This window comes from bacterium (assembly GCA_016703265.1).
Classification (GTDB): domain Bacteria; phylum Krumholzibacteriota; class Krumholzibacteriia; order LZORAL124-64-63; family LZORAL124-64-63; genus CAINDZ01.
The window spans coordinates 254,624-269,089 of record JADJCK010000004.1 but is presented as its reverse complement, the minus strand read 5'-3'; the positions used below and the strand labels follow the sequence as shown (position 1 = coordinate 269,089).

At 63.6% G+C, this 14,466-nt stretch carries 15 protein-coding genes and 1 pseudogene; 14 read left to right on the top strand and 2 right to left on the bottom strand.

Features of this window, described 5'->3' with window-relative positions; translation table 11 throughout:
- The first annotated feature begins 21 nt into the window (after nt 1-21).
- From IPG61_08505 to IPG61_08460, 10 genes are all read left to right on the top strand, one after another.
- Nucleotides 22-570: an RNA 2'-phosphotransferase gene (locus IPG61_08505; protein ID MBK6734117.1), complete on the top strand. Its 549-nt coding sequence runs from the start codon at nt 22-24 to the stop codon at nt 568-570.
- Between the two features lie 2 nt (nt 571-572).
- The gene (locus IPG61_08500; protein ID MBK6734116.1) at nt 573-1,169 is read left to right on the top strand and encodes a hypothetical protein; all 597 of its coding nucleotides are present in this window, start codon (nt 573-575) and stop codon (nt 1,167-1,169) included.
- Nucleotides 1,170-1,252: 83 nt separating this feature from the next.
- Nucleotides 1,253-1,750, top strand: coding sequence for a hypothetical protein (locus IPG61_08495; protein MBK6734115.1), 498 nt, complete (start codon nt 1,253-1,255; stop codon nt 1,748-1,750).
- A 124-nt stretch (nt 1,751-1,874) separates the two neighbouring features.
- Entirely contained in the window at nt 1,875-2,372 is a 498-nt protein-coding gene (locus tag IPG61_08490) for a hypothetical protein (GenBank protein MBK6734114.1), read from the top strand.
- Between the two features lie 200 nt (nt 2,373-2,572).
- Nucleotides 2,573-3,841, top strand: a complete 1,269-nt coding sequence (locus IPG61_08485; GenBank protein ID MBK6734113.1) for a hypothetical protein — start codon at nt 2,573-2,575, stop codon at nt 3,839-3,841.
- An 89-nt stretch (nt 3,842-3,930) separates the two neighbouring features.
- Nucleotides 3,931-4,851: a Nif3-like dinuclear metal center hexameric protein gene (locus IPG61_08480; GenBank protein MBK6734112.1), complete on the top strand. Its 921-nt coding sequence runs from the start codon at nt 3,931-3,933 to the stop codon at nt 4,849-4,851.
- Nucleotides 4,852-4,887: 36 nt separating this feature from the next.
- Nucleotides 4,888-6,255, top strand: a complete 1,368-nt coding sequence (locus IPG61_08475) for a polynucleotide adenylyltransferase (GenBank protein MBK6734111.1) — start codon at nt 4,888-4,890, stop codon at nt 6,253-6,255.
- 407 nt (nt 6,256-6,662) lie between these two features.
- Complete coding sequence (locus tag IPG61_08470; protein MBK6734110.1) at nt 6,663-7,085, top strand: hypothetical protein; 423 nt, start codon at nt 6,663-6,665, stop codon at nt 7,083-7,085.
- A gap of 230 nt (nt 7,086-7,315) precedes the next feature.
- The gene (locus IPG61_08465; protein ID MBK6734109.1) at nt 7,316-7,867 is read left to right on the top strand and encodes an HAD family hydrolase; all 552 of its coding nucleotides are present in this window, start codon (nt 7,316-7,318) and stop codon (nt 7,865-7,867) included.
- A gap of 71 nt (nt 7,868-7,938) precedes the next feature.
- Complete coding sequence (locus IPG61_08460) at nt 7,939-8,691, top strand: hypothetical protein (GenBank protein MBK6734108.1); 753 nt, start codon at nt 7,939-7,941, stop codon at nt 8,689-8,691.
- A gap of 51 nt (nt 8,692-8,742) precedes the next feature.
- On the opposite strand, the pseudogene IPG61_08455 reads toward IPG61_08460, so the two are convergent.
- Nucleotides 8,743-9,587, bottom strand: a pseudogene (locus IPG61_08455) (TIGR02452 family protein).
- Nucleotides 9,588-9,899: 312 nt separating this feature from the next.
- On the opposite strand from IPG61_08455, the gene IPG61_08450 reads away from it, so the two are divergent.
- The 3 genes from IPG61_08450 to IPG61_08440 all read left to right on the top strand — a co-directional run bounded on the left by IPG61_08450 (nt 9,900) and on the right by IPG61_08440 (nt 12,773).
- Nucleotides 9,900-10,625: a hypothetical protein gene (locus tag IPG61_08450; GenBank protein MBK6734107.1), complete on the top strand. Its 726-nt coding sequence runs from the start codon at nt 9,900-9,902 to the stop codon at nt 10,623-10,625.
- Nucleotides 10,626-10,725: 100 nt separating this feature from the next.
- Complete coding sequence (locus IPG61_08445; GenBank protein ID MBK6734106.1) at nt 10,726-11,778, top strand: hypothetical protein; 1,053 nt, start codon at nt 10,726-10,728, stop codon at nt 11,776-11,778.
- A 119-nt stretch (nt 11,779-11,897) separates the two neighbouring features.
- On the top strand, nt 11,898-12,773 hold the full coding sequence (locus IPG61_08440; protein ID MBK6734105.1) for an NADAR family protein: 876 nt from the start codon (nt 11,898-11,900) through the stop codon (nt 12,771-12,773).
- A 178-nt stretch (nt 12,774-12,951) separates the two neighbouring features.
- Here IPG61_08440 and IPG61_08435 read toward each other — a convergent pair whose 3' ends face one another.
- Entirely contained in the window at nt 12,952-13,188 is a 237-nt protein-coding gene (locus tag IPG61_08435; GenBank protein ID MBK6734104.1) for a hypothetical protein, read from the bottom strand.
- Between the two features lie 324 nt (nt 13,189-13,512).
- Between IPG61_08435 and IPG61_08430 the strand changes: the two genes are divergently transcribed.
- Nucleotides 13,513-14,277, top strand: a complete 765-nt coding sequence (locus IPG61_08430) for a hypothetical protein (GenBank protein MBK6734103.1) — start codon at nt 13,513-13,515, stop codon at nt 14,275-14,277.
- Nucleotides 14,278-14,466: the final 189 nt, after the last annotated feature.

The following is a 14,466-nucleotide window of genomic DNA, read 5'->3' as shown; positions in this document are numbered from 1 at the left end:
CGTCAGAGCGGTGAAGAGAGCATGGAAAAGAAGCACATCCGCATCAGTCGGTTTCTGAGCTACGTCCTGCGGCATCGCCCCGATGCCGTCGACCTGGCGCTGGACGCCAACGGTTGGGTCGATATCGACGCGCTGCTGGCTGCGTGTGCGGCTCACGGGCGGATGTTCGGTCGCGCCGATCTGGATCTGGTCGTGGCGCAGGATGAGAAACGGCGTTACGCCATCAGCGAGGACGGACGACGGATCCGCGCCAGCCAGGGCCATTCGGTGCCGATCGATCTTGGCTATGAACCGTGCGTGCCGCCGGAAGTGCTCTACCATGGCACGGCCGCGCGCTTCCTCGAAGTGATCCGGCGCGAGGGGCTGCACCGCGGTGCCCGGCACCACGTCCATCTGTCGGCAGACGAGGAGACCGCCCGGAGCGTAGGAGCGCGGCACGGCGTGCCGGTTGTGCTGCGGGTGCGGGCGGGGGAGATGTCGCGTGCAGGGGTAGTGTTCCTTGTTTCGGCGAATGGGGTTTGGCTTACGGAGGGGGTGGGGGTGGGGTATATCGATGAGCTGGGAAGTTAATCATGCCCGACGGCCGAATTGACAATTGGGAACGCAGCAAGCATGGCGATTTGCTTTGGAAGCGCGAGGGGGACCCGATGTGCTTCGGCTTTGCCTTCAGCGGTGAAGATCTGCGAGTGATGTATACAGACACGCCATCATGCCGTTGCACGGCATCCGGCGACGCGGTTGCGGTCGATGCGCTGACAGTTCGCACGATGAACTTCGGTCAACACTGGCGCACCCCCGGCGCCGTGGACGAAGAATACTCCCTGGAACTGCCGGCGACCTATGTCCGCGACTTTTTGGAGCGCAATCTCCCGGAATGGCGGCTGCTGGCGCAAGAGGACCATGATCCTGACGACAGGCTTGGAGTTGCTCTTTGCGGCGCGGATTGGCCGGATACTCAGGCGGTCGTCACAGATCCGGACAGGCTCGCGCTCGTCTTCGAAGTGTTTGGGAGGGAAATACTCGATATCTGGTGCGGCGCTCACGGCGTTGGTGCAGATGACTGCTTCGTGCTGAATACCGTAGACAGCGTGGGAGTAGTCGGGCGGAGGGTCCGCGTAACGGGACGCGCCCTGAAGAAGCCGGACAAAGCGGCCTATCAGGACATTTAGGCGTGACATGAGCGGCGGCGTGTGCGTTGACACTACTGGCGCGGTGCGGGAGCCCGCGGATCGGAGCGTCCGTGAACGGATGTGTGGGCATCGACTTCGGTGGGGTCATCGCCACGAGCTGCGTGGATAGTTCGCACGCGCGAACAGGTGTAGCGCATTCCAGCAGGCCGCTGATCGCCAGAGACGGCGTTTACGAGGCGCTGCACGACGTGGTCGCGGCTTACGCCGGCAATGTCTGGATCGTCTCGAAGGCCGGCCCGGGCATGCAGGCGAAGACCCTCAGTTGGCTTGAAGCTGAGGCCTTCTTCGCCCGCACCCGCATGAGCGCGAATCAGGTCCGATTCTGCCCGCGCCGCGAGGACAAGGCTCAGATCTGCCGTGATCTCGGAATCACGCATTTCGTCGACGATCGCATCCACATCATGCAGATCCTCAGGGATGTGGTTCCGCATCTGTACCTGTTTGGGGATCCTGGGGGCGCGAAGCAGTGTCCGCCGTGGGCAACGTTCGTGCAGAATTGGCAGCAGGTTGCGGAACTTCTGATACCCTCGGTAGACGATGGAACGCCGGCTTCTAGATGAAACGGCATTGAGCAACATCGCAAGCCCGAACGGCGATAATTCGCGCCGTTGGCAACTCGCGTACGACCTGAACGGCATGACCCGTTCATTGGCACCCATTTCCGCAGATCGGAACAATTGACACATGGACAATCGGGACATCTCCGGCGAGGACGAGTTCGAAAGTCGGCTGCGGAAAACCAGTACCCGTTTGCCTGGGATTCTCGCAACGCTTACCGATGAACTGAGTGCGGACGACGGCCCCGACGGCCGCCGCGGCCTCGACCGCTCATCCCGGATCGGTGACAAGCCCAACCCTCACGCGGGCCGTGTTGGGAAGGCCGCACAACGGGTCGTGGATGCATTCCTGGCCGTGGCCCCGGCCGCAACCGGACCTGGGCATTTCCAAGTGGCCTCAGTGCGTTCCGTCCGGGGTGCGGCGGTTCTCAGTGTGACCATTGATCCCCGGGCCGAGCTGCCTGCGGAACTGGCGACGAACGGCATTCTTGAGGCACTGCGGGCGCGGCGGGCGCATCTGCGCGGCATGCTGGCCACGGAGATCGATGGTAAGCAGATGCCGGAACTGCAGTTCGTCCTCAAGCTGGTAATGTCTGACGAAGAGCTCCCGGATCTGGACGATTGACCCAGCTGGCCGGCCGTTGCGATAGCCCCGGGGCCTCCATGCACATCCGCAGATCCGCAGAAATGCGGCTCCACATCTGTGCCCGTTCATCTGGGCAGCTGGCAGTCGAGGCCACTGATTCGCGACGCGATCGGCTTCTCCGACGAGTAGCGAATCTTGAGGAGCGCCGCGCGCGCCCCGCGGCAGGTCCGAGGCAGAAGATGATCGAGAAAGCCCGTCACAGGCTCGAACGACGCGTATGTGAAGCCGAAGCGGCCCTGATCGCGTCAGGATTGGACGCTGAGATCCACGCGGCTGCAGATCGATTTCTCGGTGTCGAGCTGGGCTCGGCAGCGCTTCGAGAGCGCGATTTCGGCATCCTGTTCAGCGCGGCTGCGCGCCTCCCCGAGAGCTACAGGTCGCTGGCGCACCAGATGCTCGCGGCGTCTGCTCGCGGCGAAACGCGCATGTACGACCATGCGGACAATCACGCTTTCGCGGAGCGCATGCGCAAGATGGGCCTCGACCTGGCTCCCTGGTTGGAAGGGGACTCGCGCCGCGCCGCCGAGTTCAGTGATGGATCCCGGGTGCAACTGGAGATCGAGCATGATCCTGCGCGCGTCATGATGATGGGCGCGCCGTTCGGAACATACCTGTCCCCCGACGGTATGAACTTCCACATCGCCGTCCTGAATGCGGCCGGTGCCAACAAGGCCGTGGTCTATGCGCGCGACGGCCGGGGATCGGTCGTCGGGCGGTGCTTGCTGGCTCTGACGGAGCGCGGGGAGATCCTGACCTATCATCGTTACACACATGGGAACCGGGCCGAGTTCGAGATCATGATAAGCACCTATGTCACCGAACTCGCGGCGCGTATGGGCGCCGGTGTGGCGGCCGGCGGGCGCGTCGCTGATCTGGTGATGCGTGGATGGTATGACGACGGACCCGTCGACATCGGTGGACTGCTTGATTTCCTGAAAGCCGATTCAGAGTTCATGAGCTCAGTCGCCAAGATCCCGGCCGGCCAGCTGCGCGCAGAAATTGAACGCCGGCTGGATCCCCATGAACTGAGCCCAACGCTGATTCCTTCCGTTGTGGAGGCAATGCCCGAAGACCGGCGGCCGGAGATTGTCTATGCGTTCGCCGAGGAGCTCCTCCTCTGTGATGACCTGGACACCAGATTCAATCTCCTCGCTTCCAAGCTCTTGAGGTCGAACGGTAACGTAGCGACGAGTCGGAGGATCATGGACCGCCTCATGTGCCGTCGGCACGCCCAGCGCGCGTGGGGCTGGTGGTGGCGCAGCAAGATCGCAGAGGAGCTTGTGGCTGTCGGTGAGCCATCGCTCGCGTTGCGGACTCTACGGGCGGGCCCCTACGGACGGCCGCGGGACTGGGATGATGACGAGAGGCGGATTGCAGCTTCGGCCTACGAGGCGCTGCGGCGCCCGGCACAGGCGAAGAGGATGCTGGGGAATCCCGCGTCCCAGTGACTGGGTGTGGCGCTCCTTTCTGTTCAAGCGAGATGCGCCGTCCCCGCGCGCGAGTCCAAGCCGGCTCATATTATGAGGCCCCAAGTCTGATGCGCCGTCACAGCATCCAAGTGCGGACGACAAGTCCATCCAAAGGCTGCGACGACCGAGAGCCTGAAGTTCAATCTGGGCTTCGCCATGATTGGCATCTACATTGCCGCCAGCCACAGCTCGGCCACCATCCGCGTGCCGGAGCGGAACCACACAGAAGGGTCTTCGACGTGACAGACCGCAACGCCCTTGAGCGCTATCTTCTCGATTTGCTTGAAGTTGGCAACTTCGCCGACTATTGCCCCAATGGCTTGCAGGTCGAGGGCCGCCCGGAGATCCGCAAGGTCGTCTCGGGCGTGACCGCCAGCCTGGCACTCATCGAGGCCGGGGCGGCGGCAGGCGCTGATGCGCTGCTGGTGCATCACGGAATCTTCTGGCAGGGGCAGGACGTCCGCTTGGTCGGCTGGCGATACCGGCGCGTGGCGGCCCTGATACGCGCCGGGCTCAGCCTGTTCGCCTATCATCTCCCGTTGGACGCCCATCGCACCTTGGGCAATAATGCGCAATGGGGGCGGCGTCTGGACTTCGAAGTCGAGCAGGTTCTCGGCGAACAGGGACTTCTCTTTGTGGGGCCGGTGGGACCGATGTCGTCCGCCGCCGATCTGGCGGCCTTGGTTACAGAACGTTTGGGGCGCGCTCCGGTGCTCGTGCCGGGTGACGGGCGCCCACTCCGCAGGGTGGCCTGGTGCAGCGGTGGTGCGCAGGGCCAGTTCGAACTGGCGATCGGCGCCGGTGCCGACGCCTATCTGACGGGTGAGATCTCGGAACCGCAGGCGCACCTGGCCCGCGAGACGGGTGTTGCTTTCCTGGCGTGCGGTCATCACGCCACGGAGCGCTTGGGCGCGGCGGCGCTGGGCGAGCATGTGGCCGCGCAGTTCGACCTCCAGCATGAATTCATCGACATCGACAATCCTGCCTGATCCTGGTGGCGGGTCAACTGAAGCGAGGCCCAGCCCATGGACTGGCAGCCGACAACCCCGGAATTGCAGGCCACGGAAGATCTCTGTCGTCTCTTCCGTCAGCATGGCGGCAGGTCGCTGCTTGTCGGCGGCTGGGTGCGCGATCGCCTGCTGGGCCTGGAATCGCGCGATCTGGACCTCGAGGTGTACGGGATCCCCGCGGCGGACGTGCAGGCGCTGCTGGAGCGCCATCACGCGGTCGATCTCACGGGGAAGGCGTTCGGCATCCTCAAGCTCAAGAGCTGGCCGATCGACGTTTCGATTCCCCGGCGCGAATCGAAGCGGGGGCTCGGGCACCGCGGCTTTCTCGTCGAGTCCGATCCCGGGCTGCCGCCGGATGTCGCCGCCCGGCGCCGCGACTTCACCATCAACGCCATGTCGTTCGATCCGCTGACCGGGGAGATCGTCGATCCGTTCGGAGGCGCCGAGGACCTGCAGCGACGGATACTGCGCCACACATCGGAACAGTTCGCCGAGGATCCGCTGCGGGTGCTGCGCGGCATGCAGTTCTGCGCGCGCTTCCGCCTGGACGCGGCGCCGGAGACCGTTGCGTTGTGTCGCGGCCTGGACATGGAGGGGCTCGCCCCCGAAAGAGTGTTCGAGGAATGGTCCAAGCTCATCCTCAAGGGCGAGGAGCCGTCGCGCGGGCTGCGCTTCCTGCGTGAAAGCGGATGGGTGCGGTTCTTTCCCGAAGTGGAGGCACTGATCGGCTGTGAGCAGGATCCATACTGGCATCCGGAAGGCGATGTCTGGACGCATACCTGCCATTGCCTGGACGCATTCGCCGCGGCGCGCACTGGCGACGATTGGGAAGACCTCGTCGTCGGGTTTGCCGTGCTTTGCCATGATCTGGGAAAGCCGCTGACGACGGCGACGACCGGAGAGGGCATCCGCTCTCTGGGTCACAGCGAAGCCGGCCTTGAGCCGACACGGAGCTTCCTGGCCGGCATGTCGCGACACCAGGATCTCGTGGACCAGGTCTGTCCGCTGGTCGCGGAGCACCTGCGTCCGGTCGAGCTTTTCCAGGCTTCGGCGTCGGCCGCCGCCATCAGGAGGCTGGCGAGCCGGGTCGGACGCATCGACCGCCTGGTGCGCGTGGCGGAAGCGGATCAGCGCGGCCGCCCGCCGATCGAGGTCGGTGAGTTCGAGGCCGGCAAGTGGCTGCTAGCCAAGGCTGACGCTGAAGGCATCACGGCCAGTCGGCCGGAGCCGCTGATCCGGGGGCGCGACCTGGTCGCCCGCGGTATGGCGCCAGGGCAACACATGGGGGAGTTTCTACGGCAGTGCTATGAGGACCAATTGTACGGGCTGTTCGATTCCGCGGAGACCGTGCGTGCCTATCTCGATGAGAGACTGGAATCGTGACGATCGCCGGGCGCGGCGCGCTCAGGGCGGCCAGCCCTCGCCGGCGAGGTGATGGCCGTCTCCCGGAGAGAGATTGCCGTCTCTGCGTCCGTTCCGCGCTTATACGGATGTACTTCTTACACGGGTGTACTTGAGGGCTGCCGAGGTACCCTTTGGAGTGAGTGGAATGATGAAGCCCTTGCTGGCCTACGTTTTCCTTTCGCTCATCGCAATGGGATGTGCGGGACCGTCACGTGAGTTGGTGACCACGACAACTTCGGCTTCCAGCCAAACGAACGCACCCCACGAAGAGGATCTCGTCGTCGTCGATGAAGAGCCGGTGCGGCTGTCCATGCCCAAGCTCCACTATCCACAGGCGGCCAGGAAGGCGGGAATCACGCCGCGCGGGACGGCCTCGAGCCGTCACTGTGCTCACGATCTACCTGGTGGTTGTCGTGGCGGCCTTTCCCATCATTGCGTTGTCGATCATGGCCGGCGTAGACAATGTGGAGGACCCTGCTGGTCTTCTGACGCCAGCAAATTGGGCGTACCAACTGTCGTTCAGTGTCGCCATCGCGGCAGCAGCGGCCGGGGCGTGGCGCGGCCATTCGTTCGCGCGACACGCACTCGTTGTGCTCGCGGTCATCCACTACGGATCGATCGGCATCAACAATCTGGGGCTTATCGCCGATTCGACCGGGGAAGCCGCCATCATGTCCCGCGATACCGCTCGCTGGGGCCGGGTCGTACAGGGCGTGATCAGTATCGCCATTCTGGTGTGGTACTTCTACCGCGATCGCAATGTCCGCGAGTACTACAAGCGCGCGCCTGATGATGGTGGGTCCGGATAGACGAATCGCCAGGATGTCTGCGGCTCATCGGCAACCCGAATTGCGGCCAAGTCCTGGTTTGCCGAGGCGATGCCATACATGAGTGCAGTTCTCGATTGGGACGTCAAAGGCACCAACGGGCAAGTGGAATCCTGGCAATTGGCGTGACTGGCCGGGCTCGAGACGAGCGGCCAACAATGAAGTGGTCGTGCAAGCCTGCAACTCTAGTCGGCACATGTAAGCGAGGACGCGTGGACAGGAAGCTGTTGATCCTGGATCTCGACGAGACCTTGATATTCGGAACGATACCGCCTCTGGAAACGCCGGCCGACTGCCGCGTCGGTGGGTATCACGGCTACGAGCGACCCTTCGTGCGAGAGTTCATTGCTTCGTGTGCCGCGGCATTCCGGTTGGCGGTTTGGACCTCAGCGACGGAGGCCTATGCTGCCGGCGTTGTCGACCACCTGTTCGGCGCGCGCGCGGAACTTGATTTCGTCTGGGCGCGCGAACGCTGCACACTGCAGTTTGATCATCATGACTTCGCTTATCGTCATACCAAGAACATCAAGAAGGTCAAGAAGCTCGGTTACGATCTTGAGAGGATCATTGTCGTCGACAATACAGCGGCAAAATGGACAAGAAGTTATGGCAATCTCGTCCTGGCGTCCGACTACGAAGGCGATCCAGAAGACAATGAGCTGCAGCTCATGGGGGTCTATCTGCAGTCCTTGAAGAGCGTGTCGAACGTCCTCTCCATCGAGAAGCGCGGTTGGCGAGGACGGTTTGACGGAGGTCACCGCTAGTTGCGCAGTCTGCAGACGGAGCCCTCACCACCTGGCCTGTATGCGCCATTGGCGCGAGCCCGGAGTCGGAGATGATTGACGTCAGAAACAACGATGGATCTTTGGCATTCCGCCTGGACGAGACGCTTTGGGTGGATCTCGACGCCGGCTGCGGTGAACGACGTCACTATCTGGTTGGAAACGCCTTCACGTTCCCCGGTCGAATCCTCGTCTGGTGCCCCGCTCAGCAAAAGACGACGCGAATCAGCAAGAGCGAAATCGTCGATCAATCCCACGAGGCCGCGTACTGGATAGCCGGCTTCCTGCATGGGGCGACTCCTGCACCGCCCCTTGACGCGGAAGGCGACTGGTTCGACTTCGATGCACCGGAGATGGTCGAATGGGGGATGGCCAGGGATGAGTTCCCCCTCACCGGCCACTGGAACGAGAATCGTAGATGTGAGATGTGCAGAAAGCGCCTCCTCCCCACGACACTCGAGGACAGGTGTGCAACATGCGCAGGAACGGCCGGCTTCGACGCCGAGCGCGGTCTCGAACTTGATGCCGAAATGGCCCGTCGGCGAGGCCTTGTGTTCACCGTGAATGTGCAGGCGGGCAAATCGAAGCCATGGATGCCGATCGAGGCCGGCATGGAGCGGCTCCCCGACGCGATGCGCTTAGCGCGCGCGCAGAGCGGCTGGGCCATCTGTGTGGAGACCAATGGCTCCTACTATTGGGACAGCAGATCGCCAGGGTCCTATGGCTACGGCGCGATCTGGCGCGGTGCATCCCGGCAGGATGAGACTGCCGTGCTTTCGACCAATGACGCCAGAAGCCCCGAATAGGCGGGCACGCGGACACCGCGCCGGGCACGGCTTGTTCCGCTCGGCTAGAATTCAGGTGGCGAAGCGCTTTTCGAAGACCATGCGGTTGGCCGTGTTCCGGTCCCGGATGGCGAACACCACACGATCAAAGGAGCCCGCAAAACGCGTGTGCTCGAGCCAGTGGCCGAATGAACCCGCGACCCATTCGGGGTCGTTGCGGAACACCCCGCAACCCCAGGCGCCCAGAACAAGTTGACGACTGCCGAGATGCTCGGCGAGCGCGAGCACCATGCCCACGCGGCGGCGCAGGATGGCTTGGTAGTCGCGGTCCTCGAGACTGGCCGGCCACGGGAGGGTGAGTGCCATCGCGTTCGGGGCCGCAGCCGAAATGACGGTCGCAAAAAACGGTCGATGGAGCAGCGCGTGCGCGCTGACCCGAAAAATGGCACGCGTGGCGACGCGATCATGTGGTCAGTATAGGTCAGGTGTCCGCATTCCCGATTGCGGCTGTAGTATTCAGGAACCTTCAGCAGGCAGGGGTACAGCGCTGATGCCCGCAGGAGATCCTCTTCCTGGGCCTTCGCGCCAGTCAGAAGCCCGCCCCCGACCCGCTTTGCGGACGCGAAGTTCAGCAGAAGCACGTCCTTGCAGCGCTCGTCCAGGATCATTCGTCTGGCCGCCTCCTGCGTGAGTTCGCCCGTCACCTCGATCGCGGCACGCGGCCCGTTGCCGCCAGCACGATTGAGCAGGCTTTCGAGACGCCCTAGATCAAAGAGCTGTGTGCCGGCGACCGCAGCTGCGATCTCCTGTGCGATTTCGATGCGCATGCCATCATCGGCGGTATAGCCGCCCGCCTGGATAATCGCCCATGTCTTCTCCGCTATGAGTCGCAACGGCGTGGGGCGAGGAAATTCCATGGCGCCATTACCCCCCTTCAAGAGCTACGCGATATCGCGTGGCCCTCTTCAGTATCCGCAACTCCGAACCAGAGGTCAATCGAACAGCGCCTTGCCTTGATCCGGCTTCTGAATCCGTCCCGTGACGCCCCGTTGCCGTCGCACTACCTCCGCCACCTCAATTGCGTCCGGCGCGCATCACGCAAGAACACGCGCCGCTTGACCGCACCCAAACGATCCCTGACAATATGTGTCGTCCCGGGCACGCGCGGCCCAGATCGGTCATCATGCGAGGCACGCCGATGCTGCAATGCAGGTACGGGGGCGCAATTCATGTCCCGGAGCAAGCACACGAGACCACGGATCCTGATCGCGACCGATCGCACGGCCGATCCGCGGGCGCCGCGCAGCGCGGGCGATGCGCGGCAGCGACGGCGGGTGGCCAGGCAGCTCAAGTTGAGAGGCGTTGTGCCGCAGCCCAGCGAGCCGCGTCGGATTCGTCGGGCGATACTTCCGCGGATTGTCGAGACTCGTCCCCGGCCTGGTCGTGAGCACGTCCTGAACAGGCGGGAGATCAGACAAGCCCTGCTGCGCCTCGGGCCGGAGTGCTACTATGGCCTGCGCTGCATCACCTTGGGTTCGGCGAATGACGGATCCCGGCAGCTGAAACTGGGGCGGTACGAGAATCCCGGGTGCATCACTCTCTTCGCCCAGCCTCCTCCTCCGTGGCGGATCGACGGGATTGTCGACGCCGGGGCGGTGGCGCAGCTGGAGCGGGCGGGTGCGAGTGTCGAGGTCGTCAACGCCGGCACCGTCACCGTCGTTGATTGGCCCAGCCGGGCGGCACTTCGTGATTTTATGCTCTTCGACGTGCTGGTCCATGAGATCGGTCACCACCTGATCCAACACTCCCGTCGCCGAATGCGAAGCGCGGCAGCCAGGACCAGCGACCATGAGGCCTTTGCCGATGCGTTCGCGCGACAATGTCGGATCAACTGGACGGGGCAGGCGGCAGCGACGGGCGCCTTCGGGCGCAAACGCGATCAAGAGACGGACTGAGCAACGCGCAGCAAGCACGGTGGGGCGCCGACGGCCCTTTCCGCGGACATCGACGGAGACATCAGCTGCGCGGAGTAGTCGCACAGAAGGACGTCCACCGATGAAGACAGCTGGAATTGCGCTCGTTGGTGACGGCATCGAGAACCACCACAACGCGCAGACGATGATGCACGCCGCCGAGATGTTCGGCTGCACATGCCTCTTCCGCGATACGCAAGGGCTGACGGAAGCGAGAGGCGACGAAGACGGCCTTGCAGTGCCGGACGTCACCATCGCCGCGCTCACGGAGGCGTTCCCCCTCCTGATTGGTTTCGACAACAGCGCCGGCGCCCAAGCCATCTACGGGTACCGGCTGCCGCGGTCGACGGCGGCCGCGCTCATCGTTGGGAACGAGCGCCGCGGGCTGTCCCGCGAAGTGACGGCCTCCATGTCTGCAGCCGTGGAGATCCCGATGGACTCCAAAGCGATCAACTGCCTCAATGTCGCCGCCGCTTCGGGGGTCGGCCTCTACTATCTGACACGGGGTGGGGTCGGCCGGATGCGCGCCGGCGGAAGTCCGGACGGCCGTCGCCCCGAGCTTTTGCTGGTCGGAGGCGACGATCATGTGGAGTTGGGCAGCGCGATCCGCTCCGCGTGCGCGTTCGGCTGGCGCCGATGCCTGATCGATGATCCCGGCGGCGTGTGGTTCGGATCTGAGCGCTGGAAGCGCGCGGAGGGGCGTGCCGCCGCGCGCCAGTCGAAATACCACCAGGCTGGTGCCGGTGAACCGGGGTCGCGCTTGTCGTTCCGGGAGGTCGTCGTCGTAAACACCAGGGGAATGGGAACACCACTTGGGCAGGCCCGACTGTCCAATGGCCCGGAACAGCTGATCGTCATTCCGGACGAGGCCCGCATGTGCGCCGCTGATCTGGCGACAGAGCGGTTCGCTGGTGCCACGCTCGTCCATATCGAACTGCCGCACAGCGAATTCGCCTATCACTATCGGCTCTTCGCAACGATCGCGATGGCCGAGATCTACAGGCAGGTGGGCCGCCGCGAGCGGAGCCGATCGGACCGGCGCGGACGAGAGGCCCCATTCTACGACAAGGCGCTGGCAGCTGAGCCTGGCGAAGGCGGCATCGAGGTCAGCCTGGAAGATCTTCGCGAATACTGAATCGCCATGGCAGGGGCAGTTGAAGGTCCCGCCGAGAGGCCTGACCGGCGATGGGCGCAGTGCGTGTACGCAGTTTTCGAACCCGAAACGTGCCGTTCGACTGCCAGGGGGACGATGTCATGTGCGGTAAGTCCGATCACGACACTCTTGACGATGATGACGAGCCGCGCATCCTCTTCTATCGGGCAGAAGACGCCTACGGCTGCTTCTCGAACTTCTCGGCGCATCCGATCACTCTGGACGGCAAGGTCTGGCCCACGACAGAGCACTACTTCCAGGCACAGAAGTACGCGGGTACTCCGAAGGAGGACCTGATTCGCAGCGCGACCACGCCCGGCAGGGCGGCGCGCATAGGGCGCGGCAGGGATGGCAATCTGCGTGCGGACTGGGCGGCCGTGAAAGATGCCGTCATGGAAAGATGCGTGCTGGCGAAATTCGAGCAGCACGACGACATACGGGAGATCCTGTTGGCGACCTGCGATGCACGCCTCGTAGAGCACACGCGGAACGACGACTATTGGGCCGACGGAGGCGATGGTGAGGGGGGAAACAAGCTCGGCCTCGTTCTGGAGCCCGTACGCCGCACTCTGCGCCGGCAGGCGGTGTTGGCCGCGCTTCCTGCGGTCGTCGACCGGGCAGCGGTCGGTCTGGCACTACTCGAGCACGGCACCTGCGTCGCCTGTGAAAGTGACCATCCCGAGCTGAACTTGGCCGAGCACGCGCGGTCCGTTGCATCCCGGTCACTCGGACCCCAGGATGCTCCGGCCGGGCAGATCTCCGTAGAGCGGCTGAACGGCCCGCTCGGCGCCGTCGTCCGCTTCGGTTGCTCGCGAAGTATGCTGCATGTCTTCCTGTCGGTTGAGGCGCGACCATACCCCGACGTGTTGCTGGGGCTGGTCGCCCGGGATCGCTTCGTCCGCGACTGCGCCGATCCGTGCGTCGTCGCGGTACTGGACATCCGCACGCTGCGGCGGGCGGGCGACGCGGCTACTTAAGAGATGGATCGGGGGTGCGGCTGTGAGATACTTTACGGACAGGTGGTTGTCCGGTGATATGCCTGATGGCGAGCGCCGGGCAGTGGCTTCTGCATATGGCGATCATGTCCGCCAGCTCAAGCCTGTGCTTCCGCCGGCTCTATATGCTCTGGCGTCTGAAGTCAGTCTTCACGATGGTCTAATTCGTGCCGTTACGCTGGATCGAATTGCGTGCAGTCTGCATCTTGTGCTTCGGTGTGGCGATCTTGACCGTGGGTACTTCGATCTTGACCTCAAGTATGCCGCGGTGGATCTGGAGAACACCGACGCCGGGGCTTGGCGCTCGGTGGCGACTCTTCAAGACGACACGGGCAGTCACTGCGCCGAACTGCTCCGTGATGAAGTGGACGCCATCGCCGCTGGGCTGTTTGAGCATAGGATGATCTTCTGGGTCGGTCGCGATGAGGCGGGTGGGCCGTACAGGGAAATCGCGGTGCGTTTTGGCGCGCTGGAGATGGTGATGACGCGTCGCAAGAGCAGGAATCACGGAGGCCCTGGTGGCATCTACAGAGAATTGGGCTCAAGTGACGGCTAGTGGAAACCGTTATGCCGTTGATGCGGTGTCAAGTGTCAACCAAAGCCTGCAGCAGATGAGGCCATCTGTAATGGCTCGTGCTGATGCACGGTCCGCGCCAGCCGTCTTCGCTGCTGAAGCTGGTGTTAGGTGCATGCGGCCGTGCTGTATGAAGGAGTGGCGGGCATGAGTAATGGTGACATGTTTGACAAGGACTTGAGAGACGCGGTCGTGCGTCGATGGGACCATTTGGTCCGGGCAATTGGCTCTGATGATCGTCGCTGGCAACCAGCGGGGTTCGGCGCGCGTCTGGCCGAGTTGCGCACGGTTGACGAACTGCGCCTTTGGACGCAAGGCCTTCCGCCTGCGATCAGGCGCTCCCCTTTTGGAGAGTACTGCATCGCGCATTGCGAATGCCGCGGCGCTCCCGCACTCTTCCGCATGTTGGGCCGGCACCTTACCAGCGATCGGAGTGCTCTCGAAAATCTCGGACTCGCGCATGTGACGGAGAGTGCGTGGATCTTGGATGCGGAGGCGCGAGCGCTTGTCACGGATTGGGCACATGAGGCGCAAGTGGCGTGGGCTCCCTGGGCACCCCAACTCGACACGGGCCGGTTCGAGCTGGTGTACTCGGGGCGGTGGCCGGAGGCGACGGAAGCGCCGATAGCGAAGGTCGCCGTCGAGACGTTGCTGACCGGTTCTGCGGATGAGTATGCAGTCGCTCTCTGGGAGTACGAATCGATGGCGGCGTTGATCGAAAGCGCGACGCTTCGTGACCGCTGGGCCGACATTCTTCTTTGCAACCCCAACTCGGACTGTGTGCTGCTACCGCTACTTCCCGGCTCAGCGGCATGGGTCATCAGCTACTTCCACCACGACTACTTGGAGGCGGGTAAGCTGCAGGGTCGGTGGCCGCTTCGGGTGGAGCTTGAAGGGGCTCTTCCGAGATGAGGCTGGATACTCCGAAAGCGCGATCTCTGAGCAGATTTGCAGCAGCCAATAGCGTCGTGCGCATACACATCGAGAACGCGGATGCGCGGCGCTCTCTTCTGCGCTGCCGAATCTTGGAACGGTGCTGCCAGCGAGTATGCTTCACGAGTACGGCTTGCCCGGAAGGAAGAGGCGTCCTGGCGATGGCAG